Origin of the sequence: Thermomonospora echinospora (assembly GCF_900108175.1) — a bacterium.
Lineage (GTDB): Bacteria > Actinomycetota > Actinomycetes > Streptosporangiales > Streptosporangiaceae > Thermomonospora > Thermomonospora echinospora.
On record NZ_FNVO01000020.1, the window covers coordinates 13,226 to 33,991 of the forward strand.

General features: G+C 71.8%; 18 protein-coding genes. 9 read left to right on the forward strand and 9 right to left on the reverse strand.

The genetic code is table 11. The features are described from left to right. Nucleotides 1–66: 66 nt before the first annotated feature. Nucleotides 67–3,174, reverse strand: coding sequence for an Rne/Rng family ribonuclease (locus C4U03_RS31320; protein ID WP_103943005.1), 3,108 nt, complete (start codon nucleotides 3,172–3,174; stop codon nucleotides 67–69). 238 nt (nucleotides 3,175–3,412) lie between these two features. Next, nucleotides 3,413–4,252: a TIGR03936 family radical SAM-associated protein gene (locus C4U03_RS31325; protein WP_200827598.1), complete on the reverse strand. Its 840-nt coding sequence runs from the start codon at nucleotides 4,250–4,252 to the stop codon at nucleotides 3,413–3,415. 503 nt (nucleotides 4,253–4,755) lie between these two features. Here C4U03_RS31325 and C4U03_RS31330 point away from each other — a divergent pair. Continuing rightward, complete coding sequence (locus C4U03_RS31330; RefSeq protein WP_103943007.1) at nucleotides 4,756–5,175, forward strand: hypothetical protein; 420 nt, start codon at nucleotides 4,756–4,758, stop codon at nucleotides 5,173–5,175. Here C4U03_RS31330 and C4U03_RS31335 read toward each other — a convergent pair. Then, nucleotides 5,172–5,666: a helix-turn-helix transcriptional regulator gene (locus C4U03_RS31335; protein ID WP_103943008.1), complete on the reverse strand. Its 495-nt coding sequence runs from the start codon at nucleotides 5,664–5,666 to the stop codon at nucleotides 5,172–5,174. The two genes, C4U03_RS31330 and C4U03_RS31335, sit on opposite strands and share 4 nt — an antisense overlap. Before the next feature lie 175 nt (nucleotides 5,667–5,841). On the opposite strand from C4U03_RS31335, the gene C4U03_RS31340 reads away from it, so the two are divergent. Then, a complete protein-coding gene (locus tag C4U03_RS31340; RefSeq protein WP_103943010.1) occupies nucleotides 5,842–7,002 on the forward strand; it encodes a coiled-coil domain-containing protein in 1,161 nt (386 codons plus the stop codon). Here C4U03_RS31340 and C4U03_RS31345 read toward each other — a convergent pair. Then, entirely contained in the window at nucleotides 6,954–7,649 is a 696-nt protein-coding gene (locus C4U03_RS31345; protein WP_103943012.1) for a hypothetical protein, read from the reverse strand. The genes C4U03_RS31340 and C4U03_RS31345 overlap by 49 nt on opposite strands. A gap of 134 nt (nucleotides 7,650–7,783) precedes the next feature. Between C4U03_RS31345 and C4U03_RS31350 the strand changes: the two genes are divergently transcribed. The 7 genes from C4U03_RS31350 to C4U03_RS31380 all read left to right on the forward strand — a co-directional run bounded on the left by C4U03_RS31350 (nucleotide 7,784) and on the right by C4U03_RS31380 (nucleotide 15,004). Beyond that, complete coding sequence (locus tag C4U03_RS31350) at nucleotides 7,784–8,302, forward strand: PH domain-containing protein (RefSeq protein WP_103943014.1); 519 nt, start codon at nucleotides 7,784–7,786, stop codon at nucleotides 8,300–8,302. Between the two features lie 149 nt (nucleotides 8,303–8,451). Then, the gene (locus tag C4U03_RS31355; protein WP_103943016.1) at nucleotides 8,452–9,981 is read left to right on the forward strand and encodes a hypothetical protein; all 1,530 of its coding nucleotides are present in this window, start codon (nucleotides 8,452–8,454) and stop codon (nucleotides 9,979–9,981) included. A gap of 26 nt (nucleotides 9,982–10,007) precedes the next feature. Further along, complete coding sequence (locus C4U03_RS31360; protein WP_103943018.1) at nucleotides 10,008–10,451, forward strand: hypothetical protein; 444 nt, start codon at nucleotides 10,008–10,010, stop codon at nucleotides 10,449–10,451. Then, nucleotides 10,448–11,779 (forward strand): FHA domain-containing protein, encoded by a 1,332-nt coding sequence (locus tag C4U03_RS31365; RefSeq protein WP_103943020.1) that lies wholly within the window; start codon nucleotides 10,448–10,450, stop codon nucleotides 11,777–11,779. Before C4U03_RS31360 ends, C4U03_RS31365 begins: the two co-directional genes overlap by 4 nt. Next, nucleotides 11,779–13,464, forward strand: coding sequence for a cation:proton antiporter (locus tag C4U03_RS31370; RefSeq protein ID WP_200827599.1), 1,686 nt, complete (start codon nucleotides 11,779–11,781; stop codon nucleotides 13,462–13,464). Before C4U03_RS31365 ends, C4U03_RS31370 begins: the two co-directional genes overlap by 1 nt. Then, the gene (locus C4U03_RS31375) at nucleotides 13,464–14,249 is read left to right on the forward strand and encodes a protein kinase domain-containing protein (RefSeq protein WP_103943022.1); all 786 of its coding nucleotides are present in this window, start codon (nucleotides 13,464–13,466) and stop codon (nucleotides 14,247–14,249) included. The genes C4U03_RS31370 and C4U03_RS31375 overlap by 1 nt, the downstream gene beginning before the upstream one ends. A 254-nt stretch (nucleotides 14,250–14,503) precedes the next feature. Next, nucleotides 14,504–15,004 carry a DinB family protein gene (locus C4U03_RS31380; protein WP_103943024.1) on the forward strand — a complete coding sequence of 167 codons (501 nt, stop codon included), beginning with the start codon at nucleotides 14,504–14,506 and terminating at the stop codon, nucleotides 15,002–15,004. Between the two features lie 204 nt (nucleotides 15,005–15,208). Here C4U03_RS31380 and C4U03_RS31385 read toward each other — a convergent pair whose 3' ends face one another. From C4U03_RS31385 to C4U03_RS31405, 5 genes are read right to left on the reverse strand one after another with little or no spacing between them, the layout of a single operon-like run. Next, nucleotides 15,209–16,603 carry an NAD(P)/FAD-dependent oxidoreductase gene (locus C4U03_RS31385; protein WP_103943026.1) on the reverse strand — a complete coding sequence of 465 codons (1,395 nt, stop codon included), beginning with the start codon at nucleotides 16,601–16,603 and terminating at the stop codon, nucleotides 15,209–15,211. A 10-nt stretch (nucleotides 16,604–16,613) separates the two neighbouring features. Next, on the reverse strand, nucleotides 16,614–17,450 hold the full coding sequence (locus tag C4U03_RS31390) for an ABC transporter permease (RefSeq protein WP_103943027.1): 837 nt from the start codon (nucleotides 17,448–17,450) through the stop codon (nucleotides 16,614–16,616). Beyond that, nucleotides 17,447–18,301, reverse strand: a complete 855-nt coding sequence (locus C4U03_RS31395; RefSeq protein ID WP_103943029.1) for an ABC transporter permease — start codon at nucleotides 18,299–18,301, stop codon at nucleotides 17,447–17,449. The genes C4U03_RS31390 and C4U03_RS31395 overlap by 4 nt, the downstream gene beginning before the upstream one ends. Next, nucleotides 18,302–19,552 carry a polyamine ABC transporter substrate-binding protein gene (locus C4U03_RS31400; protein ID WP_103943031.1) on the reverse strand — a complete coding sequence of 417 codons (1,251 nt, stop codon included), beginning with the start codon at nucleotides 19,550–19,552 and terminating at the stop codon, nucleotides 18,302–18,304. After that, a complete protein-coding gene (locus C4U03_RS31405; RefSeq protein ID WP_103943033.1) occupies nucleotides 19,549–20,706 on the reverse strand; it encodes an ABC transporter ATP-binding protein in 1,158 nt (385 codons plus the stop codon). Before C4U03_RS31405 ends, C4U03_RS31400 begins: the two co-directional genes overlap by 4 nt. Between the last annotated feature and the right edge of the window lie 60 nt (nucleotides 20,707–20,766).

Consider the following 20,766-nt stretch of genomic DNA (forward strand, 5'->3'; position numbering starts at 1 on the left):
GTATTACCACGGGACGGTGAGGCATCCCGGTCACGCGGCCGGTGGGCCGCGTGACCGGGACCGTGGTCAGCTCTCCGCGGCGGCCGTCTCGGCGACTTCGGCCTTCTTGGCGCGGGAACGGCGGGTGCGGCGGCGGCCGTTGCTCGCCGGGGCGGTCTCCTCCGGCTCCGCGGACCGGTCGGCGGGCTCCGGCTCGACGGCCGGGGCGGTCTCGGTTGCCTCGACGGTGGCTTCGGGGGCCTCGGCGGCCTTGGTGGTCTCCTCGGCGGTCTGCGGTGCGGGCTCGTCGAGCTCGGGCGGCGGGCCCTGCTCGCGCTTGGCGGTGGCGCGCTTGGCGGACTCCTGCTTGGCGGACTCCTGCTTGGCGAGCTTCTCCTCGACGGCCTTCTCGACCTCGCCCTTGCGCTTGCGGCGGCGGCTCCCGGAGGCGGCCTTGTCCGGCGTGTGCTCGACCGGGGTGGTCTGGACGTGAATGCCGCGGCCGTTGCAGCACTCGCAGACCTCGGAGAACGCCTCCAGCAGGCCCTGGCCGACCCGCTTGCGGGTCATCTGCACCAGGCCCAGTGAGGTCACCTCGGCCACCTGGTGCTTGGTGCGGTCGCGCGACAGGCACTCCAGCAGCCGGCGCAGCACCAGCTCCCGGTTGCTCTCCAACACCATGTCGATGAAGTCGATGACGATGATGCCGCCCACGTCGCGCAGCCGCAGTTGGCGGACGATCTCCTCGGCCGCCTCCAGGTTGTTGCGGGTGACGGTCTCCTCCAGGTTGCCACCCTGGCCGGTGAACTTGCCGGTGTTGACGTCCACCACGGTCATCGCCTCGGTGCGGTCGATGACCAGCGAGCCACCGCTGGGCAGCCAGACCTTGCGCTCCAGCGCCTTGGCGATCTGCTCGTCGATCCGGTAGGAGGCCAGCACGTCGGTGTCGCCGTCCCAGCGCTCCACCCGGTCGGCCAGGTGCGGGGCGACGTAGCGGACGTACTCCGACACCATGTCCCAGGCGTCGTCGCCGGACACCACCAGCTTGCTGAAGTCCTCGTTGAAGATGTCCCGAACGACCCGGATGGTCAGGTCGGGCTCGCCGTGCAGCAGCGCGGGCGCGTTGGCGGTCTTGGCCTGCCGCTGGATGTGCTCCCACTGCGCGGCCAGCCGCGAGACGTCGCCCTCCAGCTCCTCCTCGGTGGCGCCCTCGGCGGCGGTGCGCACGATCACCCCGGCGTTGTCCGGCATGATCTTCTTGAGCACCTGCTTGAGCCGGCTGCGCTCCTTGTCGGGCAGCTTGCGGCTGATGCCGGTCATCGAGCCGTCCGGCACGTACACCAGGTAGCGGCCGGGCAGCGAGACCTGGCTGGTCAGCCGGGCGCCCTTGTGGCCGATCGGGTCCTTGGTGACCTGCACCAGCACCGACTGGCCGGACTTGAGGGCCGACTCGATCCGGCGCGGCTGGCCGACCAGCCCGGCCACGTCCCAGTTGACCTCCCCGGCGTAGAGCACGGCGTTGCGGCCCTTGCCGACGTCGACGAACGCGGCCTCCATGGAGGGCAGCACGTTCTGCACCTTGCCGAGGTAGACGTTGCCCACGTACGACTGGTGCGTGGCGCGGTCCACGTAGTGCTCGACCAGCACGTTGTCCTCGAGGACGGCGATCTGGGTGCGCTCGCCGTGCTGGCGGATCACCATCACCCGCTCCACCGACTCGCGGCGGGCCAGGAACTCCGATTCGGTGATCACCGGCGGGCGGCGGCGGCCCTGCTCGCGGCCCTCGCGGCGGCGCTGCTTCTTGGCCTCCAGCCGGGTCGAGCCCTTGACGGACTGGACCTCGTCGGTGACGTCGCGCGGTTCGGCGGTGCGGCTCGGCCGGACGTGCACGACGGTGTGCGGCGGGTCGTCGGGGGCCTGCTCGTCGCCCTCGGCGGTGCCGGAACGACGGCGACGGCGGCGACGGCGCCTGCTGGTGCCGGCGTCCTCGTCGGTGTCCTCGGCCTCCTGCGCCGGACCGGCCGTCTCCTCGCCCTCGGCCGTCTCGGCGGCCTCAACCTTGTCCGTCTTGTCGGTCTTGTCCGCCTTGTCGGTCTTGCGCTGCCTGCGCGAGCGGGTCGTCCTGGTCTCCTCGGCGGGCTCGGCCTGAGCCTCGGGCGCGTCCTCCTCGGCCTCGTCCTCGGCCTCGGTCTCCCGGCCCTTCTCAGCGGTCTTGCCGCGGCCGCGGCCGCCCCTGCGGCGCCTGCGGCGCGGCCGGTCGCCGCCCTCCTCGTCCTCCTCGTCGAGGTCGACCGGCTCGATGTCCTCCTCGTCCTCCCCGACGACGGCGGCGGCGTGCCTGGCCGGCGCCTCGGCCCTGGGGGCGGGCTGCGGCGGCTGGAAGACCACCATCGGGGGCTGGAAGGTGACCGAGGGGATGCCGGGGGTCTCCGGCTCGGCCGACACGTCGAGGGTCGGAACGGCCGGGATCTCGGGGATCGCGGGGACCTCGGGAACGGGCGGGGGCGCGGTCTCTGCGGTGCGGCGCCGCGAACGGCTCCGGGCGGGCTTGGCCTCGGCGGCGGGCGCCTCAGCGGTCTCGGGGGCCTTGGCAGGCTCGGCGGCCTCAGCGGCCTTCACCTCGGAGGTCGCGGTGGTCTCGGCGGCCTCGGGCTCGGCGGGAGGCGCGGTCTTCCTGCTCCTGGAGCGGGTGGCGCGGGCGGCGCGGGCGGGCTTCTTCGCGGGCGCCGGCTCCTCGGCCGGCGGCCCGGCCTGTGCCTCAGCGGACCCAGCCTGCTCGTCGGCAGACGTGGGCTGCTCGTCGGCGGACGCGGCCTGCGCCTCGGCAGAGGCAGCCTGCTCATCGGCAGCCCCGGCCGGCCCTCCGGCCTGGTCTGCGATGGCCTGCTCCTCGGCCCGCTCCGCGGCCTTTTCCGCGGCCTGGTCGGCAGTCTGGCCGGCGACCTGCTGCTCCTCGGCCTGCTCCTCGGTCTGGTCGGCGGCGGCCTGCTCCTCGGTCTCCCCGGTGCCCGGCTGCGGGACGGCGGCCTGTGGCGGCGCCGGCTCGGGCGGGACGATTACCGGGGGGGTGTCGTCGATCTCCGGGGGTGGGCCGGCGGGACGGCTGGCCGCGCGGCGGCGGACCGGTGTCGCGCGGGTGCCGGTGGTCTCTTCAGGATTCTCGGTGTTGGCCGAATCGGTGTCGTTCTCGTGCATGCGGGTGATCTCCCGTCAGGCTCCCGGGCGCTACCGGGCGAGCCGCCGTCGGCGGTTCGACGCGGTGCGCCGCGCGGGGGCGCTCTCCGTCAGTCATCGTCGCCGCCGCCGGCCGGACGGCTGTCCGGAGACGACGGCAGAAGTCGTCTTGGGCGCGCTCGGCCCTCCCCTGAAGGGACACCGCACGTGCCCGTGCCGCATCCCCGTGAACCGGCTCCGTGTACACCACGGGCCGGTCCTATTGCCGGGCGCTGACGACGTCCACGCTCTCGGTGCCCGCCGGCCGCTCCGGTGCGGCGTCGTGGGCCGCCATGGCGTCATCGCCGGGCGGTGACACGGCGCCCCGGTCGGGGTCCAGCGGGTCCGCCAGCTCACCGGTGCCTTCGTCCAGGGGCCCCTGCGCCAGCCTGGTCACCAGCGGCGGTGACGGCGGCGCCAGGTCGGCGACCTGTCGCAGTCCGGAGAGGACGTCGTCGGGTCGAACGGCAGGTGTGGCATGCCGCACGACCATTCGAAGTGTCGTTGAAGAGCCGTCGGCCGTCGACGGGTCGTGCCGGTCCAGCCCGCAGGCGGACACGGCGGCACGCGCGTCGAAACGGCGGCGGCCCTTCTTGGTGAGGCGTTCGACCTCGATCTCCTCGGCGGCCATGAAGGTGGCCACCGCCTGCTCAGCGGCCTCAGGCAGGACGCCGTCCAGCCGGATCCGCCACTCGGACGCCTGCAGCCGGTCCGCGAGCGAGGTGCCCGCCGGGGCCGTCACCACATCGAGGATGTCCAGACCCGGCGGCAGCGCCGCGTCGAGGTCGGCCCGCACCCGCGCAGGGTCGCGGATGTCGGTGAGTCCGAGTTCGAGGTACTCCGCCTCACTGGCCACCCCTGTCGGCGCCGCACCCGCGTACGAGATCTTCGGGTGCGGGGTGAATCCGGCGCTGAACGCCACAGGGATCCCGGCGCGCCGCACTGCGCGTTCCACGGCCCGGGATATGTCGCGATGGCTGGTGAACCGCAACCTGCCGCGCTTGGCGTAGCGCACACGCAGGCGCTGGATCACGGGAGCCGGCGCTGGACCGTCCGGCATGGGTGCCAGGGTCTTAGTCCTTCCTACTCGTGTCGAGTCGAAAACGTCTGCCTACAGGGTAAGGCCCATCCGGCCCGCTCGTACCCATGGGTGACGTCTGTGGCGGGCGCGCCGGATTGTGACCCCCTGCCAACTGGGACGCCCGAGGACGCTGACTAGTTGACAACTGAACGACCAGAGACGCCCTCACGCCGACCCGGCCGACGGCGGCGACCCGTTCGAACCTCTACGACGAACACCGCCCCAAGCCCCGCAACGAACGTCGCCCCACCACATCGGCCGCCTACTAGGAGTGCCTGGCAGTGGGGGGAACGCCTCGGCGGGGCGGGCTGGAAATCCGCCTCGGACGGAGCACCGACGAGGACACCCGGGTCACCCTGATGTCTTGTGGCCGCCTCCGCCTCGCCGTCGCTGCCCGACACGCCGCTGCGGCCGAAGGGACCAAGCCCTACCAGGACGGCGCGGCAGGACAACGCGGTCGGGCCACACAGTAAGACGGCACGGTGGGGGCGGTGGTCGGCGCGCTGTCTCCGCTGCCGGTGGACGTGGTGGCCCGCACCCCGCTACCAGCGATCAACGCGCTACTACGGGACTCGGTCGGATGGCCCGCCTACGTCCAGCAGATCACCGACGTGTACCAGGCACTGCCAGCCCAAGAACGCGCCCGCACCACCATCGTGGTCAGCAACTACGGCGAAGCCGGAGCACTGGACCGCTACGGGCCCGACCACGACCTGCCCACCGCCTACAGCGGCCATCACGAACTGCACCGACAGGGCCCGCCCCCGACCGACGCGGACGTGGTGGTGGGTGTGGTGGCCGATGTGCGGTCAGGGGTGAAGAGGTATGGGAGTGAAGGATGGGGTGGCCGCGGCGAGCAGGGGGTTCCCGCCGCGGCCACCGGTCCGGGATGGCGGGGCTAGCCGGTGGGTGCGGCGGTGCGGCGCCAGGGAAGGAAGCCGGAGACGGGACGGAGGGCGGCCGGGGTGCCGGTGGGCTCGACGGCCAGGATGCGGTCGAAGCGGAAGGCGCGCACGCCGCGGCGCATGCGACACCAGCCGATGAAGTGCCAGTGGTCGCGGTGGACCAGGCAGGTGACCGGCTCCACCTCGCGGATGGTGACGTTGGCGTTGGCGTCGCCGTAGCACAGCCGGACCACCCGGCGCTCGGTGATGGCCTCGGCGATCACCCGGGCGCGGTCGGCGACGGCCTCGGTCAGCGGGGTGGTCAGCGTGGTGAGGGTGTCGACGACGATGGGGTCGGCGGGGTCGAGGTCGGCGGTCAGGTGGCGCAGGGCGCGGCGGGCGGCGGCCGCCTGCGGGCCGCTGCCCAGGTGGGCGAGCGAGAGGGCCAGCGCGGCGATCTCGGCCGGGGGGAGGTCGCCGGACCGGGCTGGGGTGCGCTGTTCGTCCATGATTCGATTATACGTTCGAACACTGACATCCGGCGGGCCCGCAGGGCAGGCGTTAGGGGTTTCTATCAGGTCGGTGACCTGCTCGGCGGACCAGGGTTTCGTAGGTTATCGTCGCGATCATCAGCGTTTGCCCGCCGTCCCTATCCCTGCGACAGGTCGCCTGACAAGGAGCCCGATGACCGTCGTCCTGGTGGTGTTGTGCGTGGTCGTGGGAGCGCTGGAGCTGTACGCCGGCAAACAGAGCAAGGACCAGGCCAGGGAGTTCGCCGACCGGATCGAGGAGCTGCGCGAGCAGGTCAGCAAGCAGAACGGGGTGCTGGTCACGGTCGGCGAGCAGCTGACCGCGGAGCTGTCGCGGGTCAAGCGGGACGTGCTGCCCGGCCTGGACGACCGGCTGCGCCGCAACAGCGGGCAGATCGAGGAGCTGAGCACGCTGCTGCGGCAGGCCGACGACTACATCAAGGCGCAGGCGACCCGGCTGCACGACCTGGAGCAGCAGCGGGTCACCCTGGCCGCGCTGCGCCGCAAGCTCACCGACCTGGAGTCCACGGTCCGGTCGGCCCCGCCGCAGGAGCCGCCCGCCGGGCGGCGGCTGGACACCGCGCTGGATCGGCTGGCCGACCTGGAGCGCAACGGCACCGAGATCCTGGAGCTGCAGCGCGACCTGACCCGCACGCTGGAGGACGTGGAGGACGTCGTCAGCGACCTGCTGCACTACGCGGGGGGCGAGCTGGACGAGGCGGTCAGGGCGTCGCTGCGGGGCGGGCGGCCCGGCGGGCGGGCGCTGGTCCCCGGGCGACTGTGGGCCCGCGACCCGCGGCTGGGGGATGTCCTGACCGACGTGTACGAGCGGTGCCTGCACACGGTCGGGCTCGACGTCCGGCTGCGCACCGGCGAGGGCGAGCCCGGCGGGCCGCAGCGGCAGCGGTTCTTCCTGTCCGGGCGGAGCCCCGAAGACCTGGCCGGCGGGTTCACCAGCCTGCTGATCTCCACCGGCACCGACCTGAGCCGGGCCGCGCTGCTGCCCACCGACGTGCGGGTCGCCGGCGCCCCGCATCCGGCCGACCGCCCGGTGCCGCCCGACGAGGCGGCGCTGAAGGCCCTGCTGCGGGCGATGTACGACAGCGACGGCGCCACCACCCAGATCGGGCCGCTGCTGGCCGTGCGCACCCGCGAGGAGCTGCTGTGCGCGGTGCTGACCCCAGGGCAGTCGCTGGAGCTGGAGAACGACGAGGTGTTCTGGGACCCGGCCGCCACGGCCCTACGGCTACGGCAGATGGCCGCCCATCAGGTCTGGGAGCTGACGGACTGGGCCGGCCAGTTGCCGACCACGTAGGCGCGCACGTCCCCCTCCGGCCCGTTCCCTCCGTTGCGCCCGGTGCGCCCGTCGCCGAACCGGACCGCCAGCGGGCAGCTGACCGAGCCGGTGACGCGGTCCACCTCCGCGCACAGGCCGATCCCGGCCGCCCGGTCGAGCAGCACCGCCCCCTCCACCGAGCGCACCGCCCGGACCGCCGCGGGCAACGTCCTGGTGTCGGCGGCGTCGTACAGCTCCTCGAAAATCAGCCGGCGGGCGTACCGCACCAGCGCGGCGGCGTCCACCACCCGGCTGCCGACCGCCGCCGAGGGCCCGGCGATGACGATGCCGAAGGTCTGCGCCTCCCGGCCGCGCACGTAGATCTCCCGGTCCGGCTGCAGGCCCCGGGTGCGCGCCCGCTGCCGCAGATGCAGCCCGAAGCCGGTCCCGCCGTCCAGGTAGACCGGCGGGGCGATCACGGCGGGGCCCCGGGCGACCCGCAGCGTCCCGGGCGAGACCTGCCACTCCGGCAGGAAGAGGCCGACCCCGCGGACCAGCAGCCTCCAGACCGGCCGGGACGTCACGTCCGGTAGGAACTCGCCCCCGGGGCCGCGCGGACCCGTCTCGGCGGGCTCGGGCGTTCCCCGCCGTTCCCCTGCCGGCACCGGCTCACTGGCGGCCACCATGCCGCCATCCTGCGTTGCGGAACGGGCGGGAGACAAGTGCGCCGGCCGGTACATCCGACGCGCGCCGCCGGACACTGCGAACCGGCTGCCGTTCGGTTACCGTTGGACGACCGATCTTCACGAGGGCGCCGCCGATGAACGTGCAGGACATGATGGTGTTCCGCGACGCCGGGTCGCGGACGGTCGACAAGTACCTGATGTCGTACGAGGCGCACGTCATCGCCGTACGGCGGCATCCGGCGGTGCTGCTGCAGCCGGTGGCCGAGACGCTGGGCGGGCTGCTGGTGGCGGCCCTGGTGCACACCTACACGGGTCTGGCCCTGCTGTGGATCCCCTGGCTGCTGCTGGTGGGCCGGCTGGTGTGGAAGCTCATCGTCTGGTCGATGGAGTTCTTCCTGGTCACCGAGCACCGGGTGATGATGGTCAGCGGCGTGCTCAACCGCAAGGTGGCGATGATGCCGCTGGGCAAGGTGGAGGACATCAAGCTCGACCGGTCCCCCGTCGGCCGGGTGCTCGGCTACGGAGAGTTCATCATCGAGTCGGCCGGCGACAAGCAGGCGCTCCGCAACGTCACCTATATGCCGTACCCCGAACAGCTCTATGTGGAGATCTCCTCGATGGTCTTCGGCGCCGAGGACGAATCCCCCGACTGATCCGTGGGCAAATGACCGAAAATCCCGATCCGGGCGGGACATTGTCCTCACTGATCGGGGACACCGGCCCTATCGCGCAATCCTCCCAACCGCATCTAGGGTTTGGGCATCCAACGAGGTAGACGTAAATCTCGGCCCAGGGAATCGACATGCGTTCCAGCCCGCCCTCCCGTGGTGATCTGACTCCCGAACTCCTGCAGACGTCTCAGTGGACCGACGAACTGCTGCACGGCGCCGGAATACCGGTGCACGACATCCCCTTCGTCACCGTGGGCGGGGGGATCGGCTCGTTCGTCACGCTCGACTACCTTCGCGTCTACGGTGTACCGACCGGCAGTCTGCGGGTCCTGTCGAACATCGACACGCCCTGGGAGACCTACGAGTACCTCACCCGGGTCTCACAGATCCCGCGGCCGGAGCGGATCCGGTCCGACTCCTCCTCGCGGCCCGACAACCTGTGGGGCTTCCCCTCCTACGCGCTGGAGGAGGCGTGGCGCGACAAGTCGCTGCGGCACCTGCGGCAGGTCGCCACCGAGCCGATCTTCGACGACTACTGGACGCCGCGCGCCGGCACCGTCTTCCAGAACCTGGAGCGGGAGGCCAAGCGCATCTCCTACTGGGACATGCTCGTCAAGGGGCAGGTCCGCATGGTGCGGCGCCGGGTGGGCGGGGGCTACTTCACCGTCCTCACCCCGCCGGAGGGGCTCAGCGCGACCCGGAGGGTGGCGTTCCGCTCCCGGTACGTGCACCTGGCGATCGGCTACCCGGGCCTGCGGTTCCTGCCTGACCTGCAGGACTTCCGCGAGCGCTACCAGGACTACCACCACGTGGTGAACGCCTACGAGCGGCACGAGCACGTCTACGAGACCCTCAAGACCCGGCCGGGCGTGGTGGTGGTGCGCGGCGGCGGCATCGTCGCCTCCCGGGTGCTCCAGCGGCTGATGGACGACCGGGAGAAGTACGGCCTGCAGACGCAGATCCTGCACATCTTCCGCACGTTCGTCACCGGGTCGCACGGACCGGGCGTCTTCATGCGGCGGCGCGGCGGCGACGGCTGGGCCTACCAGGGCTTCAACTATCCCAAGTCGGTGTGGGGCGGCCAGCTCAAGGCCCAGATGCGCAAGCTGGACGGCGAGGACCGCGCCAAGCTCTACAAGAACATGGGCGGCACCAACACGCCCAGGCGGCGGCGCTGGCAGCAGCAGATGGCCAAGGGCCGCCGGGAGAACTGGTACCACGCCTTCCAGGGTGTGGTCGACAAGGTCGAGCCCAGCCCCGACAACCGGTTGGTCAGCCATGTGCGCAGCGACGACGGCCAGCTGCGGCAGTACGCGTCGGACTTCATCATCGACTGCACCGGGCTGGAGGCCGACATCACCGAGCACCGGGTGCTGGCCGACCTGCTGCAGCACAGCGGGGCGGGCCGCAATCCGCTGGGCCGGCTGGAGGTGGAGCGGCACTTCGAGGTGAAGGGCACCGCCAGCGGCGACGGCGCGCTGTACGCCTCCGGGGCGGCCACCCTCGGCGGCTACTTCCCCGGCGTGGACACCTTCCTCGGCCTGCAGATCGCCGCCCAGGAGATCGCCGACGACCTGGCCCGCCGGGGCTTCTGCAAGAAGCTGGGACCGCTGCGTTCCACCTCGCAGTGGCTCAAGTGGGCCCGTAACAAGGCCATCTGAACCCGTCTCGAGAAGGGAGGTCCGCCGTGCTACCCACGTTGTCCGGCCGGATCCAGACCCGGCTGTTCCTGCTCGCGACGGTCGGCCTGGTCGTCACCGCGCTGATCGTGCCGGTGCTGCCCGGCGCGGGATCGGCCGCGCTGGGCGACCGCTACCGGACCGGCCTGGTGGTACTGGCCTCGGTCGCCGTGCTGGGGGTCTGCTGGGAGCTGCTCTACCACTTCCTCATGCAGTTCCGCTGGGAGAAGGACTGGCCGACGCTATTCGGCCTCCTCACCCTGGTCCCGGAGGGCCTGCTGCTGTGGGGCCTGCTGGAGCTGGACGTGGTGCCGGGCATCACGGCCGGCCCGCCCGCCGCGACCTTCTGGATCCACTTTGCGGTGGTGTGGCTGGCGGTCTGGCTGGTCGCCAACGGGCCGATGCGGGTGCCGTTCGTCCGCTGGCGGTTCCGGGGAGGGCGGCTGGTATGAGCCGGCTCGACCAAGGCTCCCCGGCCGCCGCTCCCCCGTCCTCCGCATCCGCCGGTCCCGTGGTCCGGCCGCTGCCCGGGGGCGGGCTGGTCGCGCACGCCGCCGGGATGCTGCTGGCCTGCGACGCGGACGGCGAACTGGCCGACCGGCTGCTGGCGGCGCTGCGGCTGGCGGCCGAGAGCGGCGCGGACCCGAACGCCGGACGACTGCTGATCCACCACGTGGCCCGAGCGCTGGCAGGCTCGATGGGCGAGTCCATGGCCGCCTGTGCGGTCGCCGGTCCCGCCGACGGCGGCGCGGCGGTGCTGGTCTCCGGCGCCGCCATCGTCACCGTGTCCGGTGGCGAGGGCGAGGTGACGCTGGGCGGCCGTACCGCGCTGACCTGGACCGACCGTTTCGTGAGCGGGCCGGTGAGCCGGATCGAGCTGCGGCTGCCCGGAGCGGGCCAGGCCGATCCGCGCAGCCGGCTGGACGCCGGGGTGGTGCCCGGCGGCGGCCTGGAATGGCTGGCCGACGCACCGGCCCACGCGGCGTCGCCGGGCCGGCCTGCCGCGTCCCGCCCGGCCGCCCAGCCGCAGCAGGCGCAGCAGGCGCTGCTGCGGCCGGAGGTCCCGACCGACCCCCGCCAGGGAGCGTCCGGCCCGAGTGCGCCGATGCCGGTGGAGGCTCCCACCGCGCGCGGCGTGCCGCCGGTGCCGGCCGAGGCCGCGCCGCGACCGGCGCCCGGCGACATCCCGCCCGACGACATCCGCTCCCAGCCGTTCGAGTCGGTGCTGCTGATCCAGCCCGCCGACGCGCCCGCTCCCCCACCGCCACCGCCGGCCACCCGGTTCGACCCGGAGCCTGACTCCCGTCCGGAGGTGTGGGGCGGTGACTGCAAGAACGGCCACTTCAACGACCCCCGCGCGCACTACTGCGGGGTCTGCGGCATCGCCATGGGGCAGCTGACGGTCATCCCCCGCCGCGGCCCGCGGCCGCCGCTGGGCGTGCTGCTGATGGACGACGGCATGGCGCTGCGGCTGGACGCCGACTACGTGATGGGCCGCGACCCCGAACGCGCCGAGCAGGTGACCGCGGGCAAGGCGCGGCCCGCCCGGGTCGACGACCAGAGCGGGTCGGTGTCGCGGCGGCACCTGCAGGTGCGGCTGCACGACTGGGACGTCGAGCTGGTGGACCTGGGCTCGGTGAACGGCACGTACGTGATGCCGCCGGGTGAGAGCGAGTACCGGCAGATCCCTGCCAGCCAGCCCTTCCAGATCCACCCTGGCACCATGGTGCGGCTCGGCGCCTCGCGCAGCTTCCGCTACGAGTCGCATAGGAAACACTGATGCGCGTCGACATCCTGCTGCTGGACATCGTCGTCGTGCTGGTGCTGGCCCGGCTGCTGGGCGCGGGGGCACGGCTGGTCGGGCAGCCGCCGGTGATCGGGGAGATCCTGGCCGGGATCCTGCTCGGGCCGACGCTGCTGGGCGACCTGGTCGGCGAGGACCTGTTCCCCGCCGACCTGCGGCCGGTGCTCAAGGGCCTGGCCGACGTCGGCCTAGTGCTGTTCATGTTCGTGGTCGGCATGGAGCTGGACCAGAAGCTGGTGCGCGGCAAGGGCCGGGTGGCCGCGAGCGTGTCGCTGGGTTCGACGCTGCTGCCGTTCGGGCTGGGCTGCCTGGTGGCGCTGTGGCTGGCCGACGACCACGACCAGGGCAGGACGCTGCCGTTCGTGCTGTTCTTCGGCGCGGCGATGTCGGCGACCGCGTTCCCGGTGCTGGCCCGCATCCTCACCGACCGCGGGATGCACCGCACCCGGCTGGGCGGCCTGGCGCTGGCCTGCGCGGCGATCATCGACGTGCTGGCGTGGACGGTGCTGGCGGTGGTGGTGGCCCTCGCGGGGGCCGGCGGGTCGGGCCAGTGGCACGTGGCGCTGGCCGTGCCGTTCGCGCTGGTGATGTTCCTGGGCGTGCGGCCGCTGCTGCGGCGGCTGGTGCCCGCCTACGAACGGGCCGGGCGGCTGACGCCCAACCTGCTGGCTCTGGTACTCATCGGACTGTTCGCCTCGGCGTGGGCGACCGAGTGGATGCACGTCCACTTCATCTTCGGGGCGTTCCTGTTCGGCGCGGTGATGCCGCGCGAGGGCGCCGAGCGGCTGAACCACGAGATCCTGGAGCGGCTGGAGCAGCTGGCCGTGCTGTTGCTGCTGCCGATGTTCTTCGTGGTCGCCGGCATGTCGGTGGACCTGACCACCCTGGACCTGGACAGCGCCGGGGTGCTGGCGGTGATCCTGGTGGCGGCCGTCCTCGGCAAGATCGGCGGGGCGTACGCCGCCGCCCGGCTGCACCGCCTGCCCACCCGGCAGGCGGCGGCGCTGGCGACGCTGATCAACACCCGTGGGCTGACCGAGATCGTCATCTTGAGCGTCGGCCTGCAGAAGGGCGTGCTGGACACCGAGCTCTACTCGCTCATGGTGGTGATGGCGCTGGTCACCACCGCCATGACCGGGCCGCTGCTGAACTGGGTCTACCCGACCCGGCAGGTGGCCCGCGACCAGGCCGAGGCGCAGCGGTCGACGCTCGGCCGGCCGCCGGGCGCCCGCCGTGTCCTGGTCGTCGTGGCAGACCCCGGCGACACCGAGGGCCTGGCCGAGCTGACCCGCGAGCGGGCGGTCTACGGCGGGCCCTCCGAGGTGGTGCTGGTCCACCTGCGCCCCTATCCGGCCGAGCGGCTGGAGGTCGGGCTGGGCCTGTCGGCGGAGCTGGCCGAGATGGCCGGCACCATGGCCCGGCTGGAGGAGCTGGCCGCCGAGATCCGCACCGGCGAGCTGGGGGTCCGGGTGGTCAGCCGGTTCTCCGCCGACGTGGCCGCCGAGTTGCCCGAACTGGTGGCCGACGCCGAACCTGACGTGATCGTCATCGCGCCGACCGTCCCCGGGGAGGCCGCCGTGCGGCGTGCCGCCGGGCGGCGGGTCATCCTGGTCGACCCGTCCGAGCGCCGCGCCGCCCGGACGGCTGGAAAGGACACCTGATGCAGGGCATCGCCGACTACGACTTCGTCCGGTCGCTGGGGCAGGGCAACCATGGGGAGTTCTTCCTCGCCCACCGTCCCGACCGGCTGCCGGTGGAGGCCGAGTACGTCACCGTCAAGGTGGTCGGCGGGACGGGCGAGGACGCCTTCCGCCGCGCCACCCGGGAGCTGAAGGCGTTCGCCGCGGTGCGCTCGCCGCACCTGGTGACGCTGTACGACGCCGGGCAGCAGGCGGGGATCTTCTACTACTCGATGGAGTACCTGCCCGGCGGGTCGCTGGCCTCCCCGGCCGGGCCCCGTGAGCGCGCCGACTACTACCGGGCGCTGGCATGCGCGGCCCGCGCCGCCCAGGCCCTGCACGACTCGGGCATCGTGCACCGCGACATCAACCCCTCCAACATCCTGCTCACCGAGGACGGCGGCAAGCTCGCCGACCTGGGGCTGGCGCAGGTGCTGGCCCCCGGGGTCACCATCACCGGGATGGGGGCGCTGCCGTCGGTGGAGTACACCGACCCCGCCTCGCTGCGGGGCGAGCCGACCACCACCGCGGTGGACCTGTGGTCGCTGGGCGCCACCCTGCACTGGTTCGCCGCCGGCACCGGGATCTACGGGGGGCTGCCGGTGCACGATCCGCTGCTGACCCTGCGCAAGGTGCTCAGCAGCCCGCCGAAGGTGTCGGAGGATCTGCCGCCGAAGATCGCCGACCTGGTCCGCTCCTGCCTGGGCGACCCGAGCACCCGCCCCACCGCCGGGCAGCTCGCCGACCAGTTGGACACGCTCGTCTAGACGCCGCGTGAACACTTCGGTCACCGGCGTTTCCCGCGGTACGCCGGGGCAGCGGTGCACGTCGACGCCGGACGGCGCCCTCCAGGGCGGCGGGCCGTGCGCGGGCGGGCCGGCCTCCCCCCTGTGTCGGCGGCCGCCTATGATCGCGTTTCGATGATCGGATGGCCGGCGGGCGGGGTCCGTGACACCGTGGGTGGTGTGGAACGAGCCGGTCTCCGGTTCGGGGCATCCCCAGTTCGGCGACGGAAGGCGACATGATCGACGGAACGTCCGTACCCGGCACCGGCGAGCTCGGCCTGCTGCTCGGTTTTCTCAACGCCCAGCGCTCCGCCGTCGCCGCCAAGTGTGACGGGCTCGGCGAGGAGACCGCCCACCGCCCGCTGCTGCCGACCTCTCCCCTGATGACCGTCGCCGGGCTCGTCAGCCATCTGCGGTGGGTGGAGCAGTCCTGGTTCGAGCACATCCTGCTGGGCGAGCCGGAACTCGGCCCGTGGACCGACGAGGACCCCGACCGGGAGTTCCGGGTCGACGGCGTGCCGCTCCCCCGGCTGCTGGCGGACTATCGACGGCAGTGCGCGCGCTCCGACGAGATCGTCACCTCGGTCGGCCTGGACGCGGCGGCGGCGGTCGAACGTCACGGCGCCCACCCGACGGCGCGCTGGATCGTCCTGCACATGATCGAGGAGACCGCCCGCCACGCCGGCCACCTCGACATCGTCCGCGAGCTTCTCGACGGCCGCACCGGTTATCCGTAAGTCCCGCAGACCGTCCCCGTTCCACCGACCGGCGTACACCAGCGCGCCACACTGGTCGTCCATGAGGCTTGCCGGTTATCCGTGTTCTGGCGGCCAGTGGGTTCGACGCGTCGCTCGCGTCGTGCCGGTCGTCCGTGAGATCCATGAGCCGCACGACGCGAGGTGCCGTGGGCTTGCCGGGCCGGGGTGCCTCCGGGCCGGGTGTCAGGAGTCGAAGCCCAGGCCGAAGCGGTCGAGGGTGCGCAGCCACAGGTCGCGGCGGCCCTCGTTGCGGTCGGCGCGGGCGATGGACCAGCGGGTCATCTGGATCGCCCCGTACCGCAGCGGCTCCGGCGGAAACGGGATCGGCTTGCTGCGGACCATCCGCAGGCGTGTCCGCTCGGTCCGGCTCCCCGAGAGCAGGTCGAGCATCACCGCCGCGCCGAACCGGGTGGCCCCCACGCCCAGGCCGGTGTAACCGGCGGCATAGGCCAGCCGCCCTTGGTAGGCCGTCCCGTAGAACGCGCAGAAGCGGCTGCACGTGTCGATGACGCCGCCCCAGGCGTGTGTGAAGCGGAGCCCTTCGAGTTGGGGGAACGTCTGGAAGAAGTGCCGCGCGAGCTTGACGAAGGTGGCCGGGCGCTGTTCGAGTTCGGTGCGCAGCTCGTTGCCGTAGTGGTAGATGGCGTCGTAGCCGCCCCACAGGATCCGGTTGTCGGCGGTCAGCCGGTAGTAGTGGAACTGGTTGGCGCTGTCTCCGATGCCCTGCCGGTTGCGCCAGCCGATGGAGGCGAGCTGGGCGTCGGTGAGCGGCTCGGTCATGAGCGCGTAGTCGTACACCGGGACCAGGTAGTGCTTGAGGCGCTTGAGGAGCGGCGGGAAGACGCCCGTGCCCAGCGCGACCCGCGCGGCCGACACCGACCCGTAGGACGTGCCAAGCCGCAGCCGGCCCCCCTGATCGGTGAGGGAACGGACGGGCGTGCGCTCGTAGACGCGCACGCCCAGGGAACGGCAGGCGTCGGCCAGGCCCCAAGCCAGCTTGGCCGGGTGCACCATCGCGGTGCCGCCGGTGTCCCACAGGCCGCCCACGTAGGTGGGCGAGTCCACCTCGGCGCGGACCTGCCCGGCGTCCAGGAGCACGGGGTCGTGTCCCAGCCGACGGGCGGCCTCGGCCGCCTCGATCAGGTCGTCGAGCTGCCACGGCTCGGTGGCCACGTCCAGCTCGCCGGTGCGCTCGAACTCGGCGTCGATGCCGTACCGGGCCAGTGTCCGTTCGATGCCGTCGAGGTTGTCGCGGCCAAGGCGTTCGAGCGTGGCCAGCTCGTCCGGCCATCGCTCCAGCCCGTTGCCCAGGCCATGGGTGAGGCTGGCCGAGCAGAACCCGCCGTTGCGGCCGGAGGCCGCGCCGCCCACCCGGTCGGCCTCCAGGACGACTACGTCCAGCGCCGGGTCGCGTTCTTTGGCCAGCAGCGCGGTCCACAGCCCGGTGTAGCCGCCGCCGACCACCGCCAGGTCGCAGGTGACCGGCCCGACCAGGGCGGGCGCGGGCTCCGGCCGGGCGGGGTCGGTCAGCCAGTACGGGACCGGCTCCGCCTCGGCCAGTGCCTTCAGGACGTTCACCGCGCGTCCCTCACCCGCGCCGGGCGCGGCGCCGGGAGGCGACCATGTTGAGCACCGCGATCAGTACCCCGGCCGCGAACAGCAGCGTGCCCATCACGTTGACCTGCGGCGGGGTGCCGGTCCGGGTAGAGCCCCACACCCACAGCGGGAACGTCACCGTCGAGCCGCTGGTGAAGTTGGTGATGATGAAGTCGTCGATGGACAGCGCGAAGGCCAGCAGCGCCCCCGAGATCACCCCGGGCATGATCAGCGGCAGTGTGACCAGCCGGAACGTGGTCCACGGGCCGGCGCCCAGGTCCCGGGCGGCCTCCTCGATCGACGGGTCCAGGCCCACCGCGCGGGCCCGCACCGTCATCGCCACGAACGCGATCGAGAACATCACGTGCGACACCAGGATGGTGGCGTACCCGCGCGGGGTGTTCAGCGTGACGAACATCGACAGCAGCGAGGCGCCCATCACCAGCTCCGGGCTGGAGATCGCGGCGAACAACACCAGGTTCGACACACCCTTGCCGCGGAAGGAGTAGCGGCCCAGCGCCAGTCCCACCAGCGTGCCCAGCACCGTGGTGATCACCGTGCTGGCCAGCGCGATGGTGATCGAGTTGATCAGCGCGGTGGTCAGGTCCTCCCGGTCGAACAGCTGGGCGTACCACTTGAGGGTGAAGCCCTCCCATTCGAAGTTGAACTTGCTGGAGGTGTCGTTGAACCCGAACAGGATCATCACGGCGATCGGCAGCACCAGCCACGCGATCACCGCCCAGGTGTAGATCCGCAGCCCGAGGCCCTTGCGCGGGACGCGGCGCCGCGCGGGCGCCTTGGCGGCGGCGGGAGCAGTGGTCGTGGTCATCGGCCCGCCGCCTCCAGCACGTCCTTGGTGCCCAACACCCGCGCGTACAGGAAGATCCCGACCAGCAGGATCGCCATCAGCGTGAACGACAGCGCCGAGGCCGTCGGGTAGTTGCTGTTGTTGAAGTACTCGGTCTGGATCACGTTGCCGATCATCGTGTTCTGCGGCCCGCCCAGGATCGCGGCGTTGACGTAGTCGGCCGAGATCGGCACGAACGTCATGATCACGCCGGCGAACACCCCGGGCAGCGACAGCGGCAGCACCACCCGGACGAACGCCTGCACCCGCCCGGCGTACAGGTCCTTCGCCGCCTCGATCACCCGGTAGTCGATCCGCTCCAGCGCCACGTAGATCGGCAGCACCATGAACGGCAGGAAGTTGTAGGCCAGCCCGGCGATCACCGCGAACGAGGTCTGCAGCACGTGGAAGCCCTCGGGCAGCAGCCCCCAGCCCTTCAGCGTGCCGAGCACGATCCCGTTGTCGGCCAGCACGAACTTCCACGACACCGTGCGCAGGATGAACGAGACGAAGAACGGCAACAGCAGCAGGAACAGGTAGGTGGACTTGCGGTCCCCGGCGTGGAAGGCGATCCAGTACGCCACCGGGTAGGCGATGACGATGCAGGCGACCGTGCCCAGCAGCCCGTACCACAGCGACCGGACGACCTTGTCACCGTAGGTACTCAGCCCCTCGGTGTAGTTCTGCCAGTGGAAGGTCTGCTGGAACCCGTCCACCAGGTTGCCCTGCTGCAGCGACAGCGAGGCCATCATGATCAGCGGGACCGCGAAGAACACCACCAGCCACAGCCCGGCCGGCAGGATCATCAGGTAGGGGGTGAGCCTGCGGCGCATCTACGACCCCTGCGAGATGGGGTTGAAGACCTTCTGGTACTCGCTCTCCTCGTCCTGGGTGAGGGTCCGGTAGCGGCGCAGCCTGGCCATGTCCTGCTGGGTCGGGAAGACCAGGGAGCTTGCGGCCAGCCGCTCCAGCTCGGCCTTCTCCGCGCCCTTGGCCTGCGCCGCGTCCTGCTTGATGATCTCCTGGGCGGCCGGGACCGGGGTGATGTAGTTGATGTACTCGGTCAGCGTGGCGTTGGCCCGCGGGTCGTACAGCCAGTCCATCAGCGTGAGCGCGTCGACCGGGTTGGCGGCGGTCTTGGGGATGCACATGTTGTCGGTCCAGATCGTGCCGCCCTCCTGGGGCACCACGAACTTCACGTCGTCCAGGCCGAGGCTGTAGACGTCGCCCGACCAGGCCATGGTGATCCACACGTCGCCCTTGGAGATGGCGTCGGCGTAGTCCTGGGTGTAGTACTTGCGCACCAGGCTCCGCTGCTCGCGCAGCTTGTCGGCGGCCTTCTGCCAGTCGGCCGGGGTGGACTTCTCCGGGTCCACACCGACCGCGAACATCCCGAAGTTGCCCAGCTCCTGGCTGTCGGCCATCATGCCGATCTTGCCCTTGTACTGGGAGTCCCACAGGGCGGAGATGCTGGTGATCTCCTCCTTGACGTACTTGGTGTTGTACGCGATCCCGGTGACGCCCGAGGTGTAGGGGATGGTGAAGGCGTTGCCCGGGTCATAGGAGGGGTTCTTGTAGCTCGGCCCGGCGTTCTTGGCGAAGTTGGGCAGCTTGGAATGGTCGAGCGGGGCCAGGTAGCCGAGCTGGCGGGCCTTCTCCAGCTGGATACCGTTGGACATCACCATCAGGTCGAAGTCGATCGACTGCCCGGCGCGCAGCGGGGCCTCGATCTTGCCGAACCACTCGGCGTTCTCCTGAATGACCTCCTTGTAGTCCACCTTGATGCCGGTGGCCTGGGTGAACGCCTTGATGGTGGCGCGGTCCTCCTCCATGTAACCGGGCCAGTTCGCCCAGTTGAGGGTGCCGTTCTTGGCCTTGCCGGCCCAGAACTTCTGCACGTCGGACTGGCTGACCTTGTCCTTGCCGCCCTGGCCCTGCACGCCGCAGGCCGCCAGCGCCAGCCCGGCGCCGGCCGCGCCGAACAGCCGCAGGACGTCGCGGCGGCCGGTCAGCGGGCCCCGCATGCGGGGCTGGATGAGGCCGCGCAGGAAGGCGGGGTCGCCGGGATGCGGGTGACGGCTCATGGCGTTGCTCCAATCTGGCCGATCAGGTAGGAGTGCCGCGGGTCCCATGACAGCCAGACGCTGTCCCCCCGGGCCGCGATGTCCTCGGCGGAGTTGACGTTCTGGGTGAACACCACGACATCGGCCCCGGCCGAGGTGACCACCTGGTAGTTGGTCGAGGTGCCCAGGTAGACCACCTCGCTGACGGTCCCCCGGATCATCGACCCGTCGCCGGCCGGCGGCTCGGTGTGCAGTTCGATCTTCTCCGGGCGCACGGTCAGCTCCACGTGCTGCCCGCCGGAGACCGCCGTCCCCTCGCGCAGCGGCACCACAATCCGCTCGCCGGGCCCGTAGGCGAGCACCGCCCGCCCGTCCGCGACCTCGGCGACCTCGCCGGACAGCAGGTTGGAGGTGCCGATGAAGCCGGCCACGAACTTGCTGGCCGGATGCTCGTAGATGTCGCGGGGCGTGCCGAGCTGCTCCAGGCTCCCGTCGTTCATGACCGCGATCCGGTCCGACATGGTCAGCGCCTCGCCCTGGTCGTGGGTCACGTAGACGAACGTGACGCCGACCTCGCGTTGGATGCGCTTGAGCTCGACCTGCATCTGCTGGCGCAGCTTGAGGTCGAGGGCGCCCAGCGGCTCGTCCAGCAGCAGCGCCCGCGGCCGGTTGACCAGCGCGCGGGCCAGCGCCACCCGCTGCTGCTGGCCGCCGGACATTTGGCCGGGGCGGCGCTTCTCCCGGCCGGCCAGGTCGACGATCTCCAGCATCTCGCCGACCCGCCGGGTGATCTCGGAGCGTTCCACGCCCTTGCGCCGCAGTCCGAACGCCACGTTCTCGAACACGCTCATGTGCGGGAACAGCGCGTACGACTGGAACACCATGTTCACGTCGCGGCGGTGGGCGGGCACCCCGGTGACCTTCTGGCCGTGCAGGAACACCTCGCCCTCGGTGGGCTCCTCAAATCCGGCGATCATCCGCATGGTGGTGGTCTTGCCGCAGCCGGACGGGCCGAGCAGGGAGAAGAACTCCCCCTCCCCGATCGTCAGGTCCAGGCCCTTGACCGCCCGTACGGTCTCACCGTGCGACTGGTAGTCCTTGACCACGCCGGCGAGCTCGATCGCGGGCAGCGTCGCCGAGTCGCCCCGCGCCGGGGCGTCCTGTGTCTCGGTCATTGGCGGGGGTTTCCTTCGCGTGGTTCCTGTAACCGGTGGGGCCGGGGGCCGGGGGCCGGT

Coding starts and splice junctions, on each gene's coding strand:
- C4U03_RS31320 (WP_103943005.1), bottom strand. CDS start 3,174: ATGCACGAGAACGACACCGATTCGGCCAACACCGAGAATCCTGAAGAG.
- C4U03_RS31365 (WP_103943020.1), top strand. CDS start 10,448: ATGAGCCGGCTCGACCAAGGCTCCCCGGCCGCCGCTCCCCCGTCCTCC.
- C4U03_RS31355 (WP_103943016.1), top strand. CDS start 8,452: ATGCGTTCCAGCCCGCCCTCCCGTGGTGATCTGACTCCCGAACTCCTG.
- C4U03_RS31390 (WP_103943027.1), bottom strand. CDS start 17,450: ATGACCACGACCACTGCTCCCGCCGCCGCCAAGGCGCCCGCGCGGCGC.
- C4U03_RS31405 (WP_103943033.1), bottom strand. CDS start 20,706: ATGACCGAGACACAGGACGCCCCGGCGCGGGGCGACTCGGCGACGCTG.
- C4U03_RS31325 (WP_200827598.1), bottom strand. CDS start 4,252: ATGCCGGACGGTCCAGCGCCGGCTCCCGTGATCCAGCGCCTGCGTGTG.
- C4U03_RS31395 (WP_103943029.1), bottom strand. CDS start 18,301: ATGCGCCGCAGGCTCACCCCCTACCTGATGATCCTGCCGGCCGGGCTG.
- C4U03_RS31335 (WP_103943008.1), bottom strand. CDS start 5,666: ATGGACGAACAGCGCACCCCAGCCCGGTCCGGCGACCTCCCCCCGGCC.
- C4U03_RS31340 (WP_103943010.1), top strand. CDS start 5,842: ATGACCGTCGTCCTGGTGGTGTTGTGCGTGGTCGTGGGAGCGCTGGAG.
- C4U03_RS31370 (WP_200827599.1), top strand. CDS start 11,779: ATGCGCGTCGACATCCTGCTGCTGGACATCGTCGTCGTGCTGGTGCTG.
- C4U03_RS31400 (WP_103943031.1), bottom strand. CDS start 19,552: ATGAGCCGTCACCCGCATCCCGGCGACCCCGCCTTCCTGCGCGGCCTC.
- C4U03_RS31375 (WP_103943022.1), top strand. CDS start 13,464: ATGCAGGGCATCGCCGACTACGACTTCGTCCGGTCGCTGGGGCAGGGC.
- C4U03_RS31350 (WP_103943014.1), top strand. CDS start 7,784: ATGAACGTGCAGGACATGATGGTGTTCCGCGACGCCGGGTCGCGGACG.
- C4U03_RS31380 (WP_103943024.1), top strand. CDS start 14,504: ATGATCGACGGAACGTCCGTACCCGGCACCGGCGAGCTCGGCCTGCTG.
- C4U03_RS31345 (WP_103943012.1), bottom strand. CDS start 7,649: ATGGTGGCCGCCAGTGAGCCGGTGCCGGCAGGGGAACGGCGGGGAACG.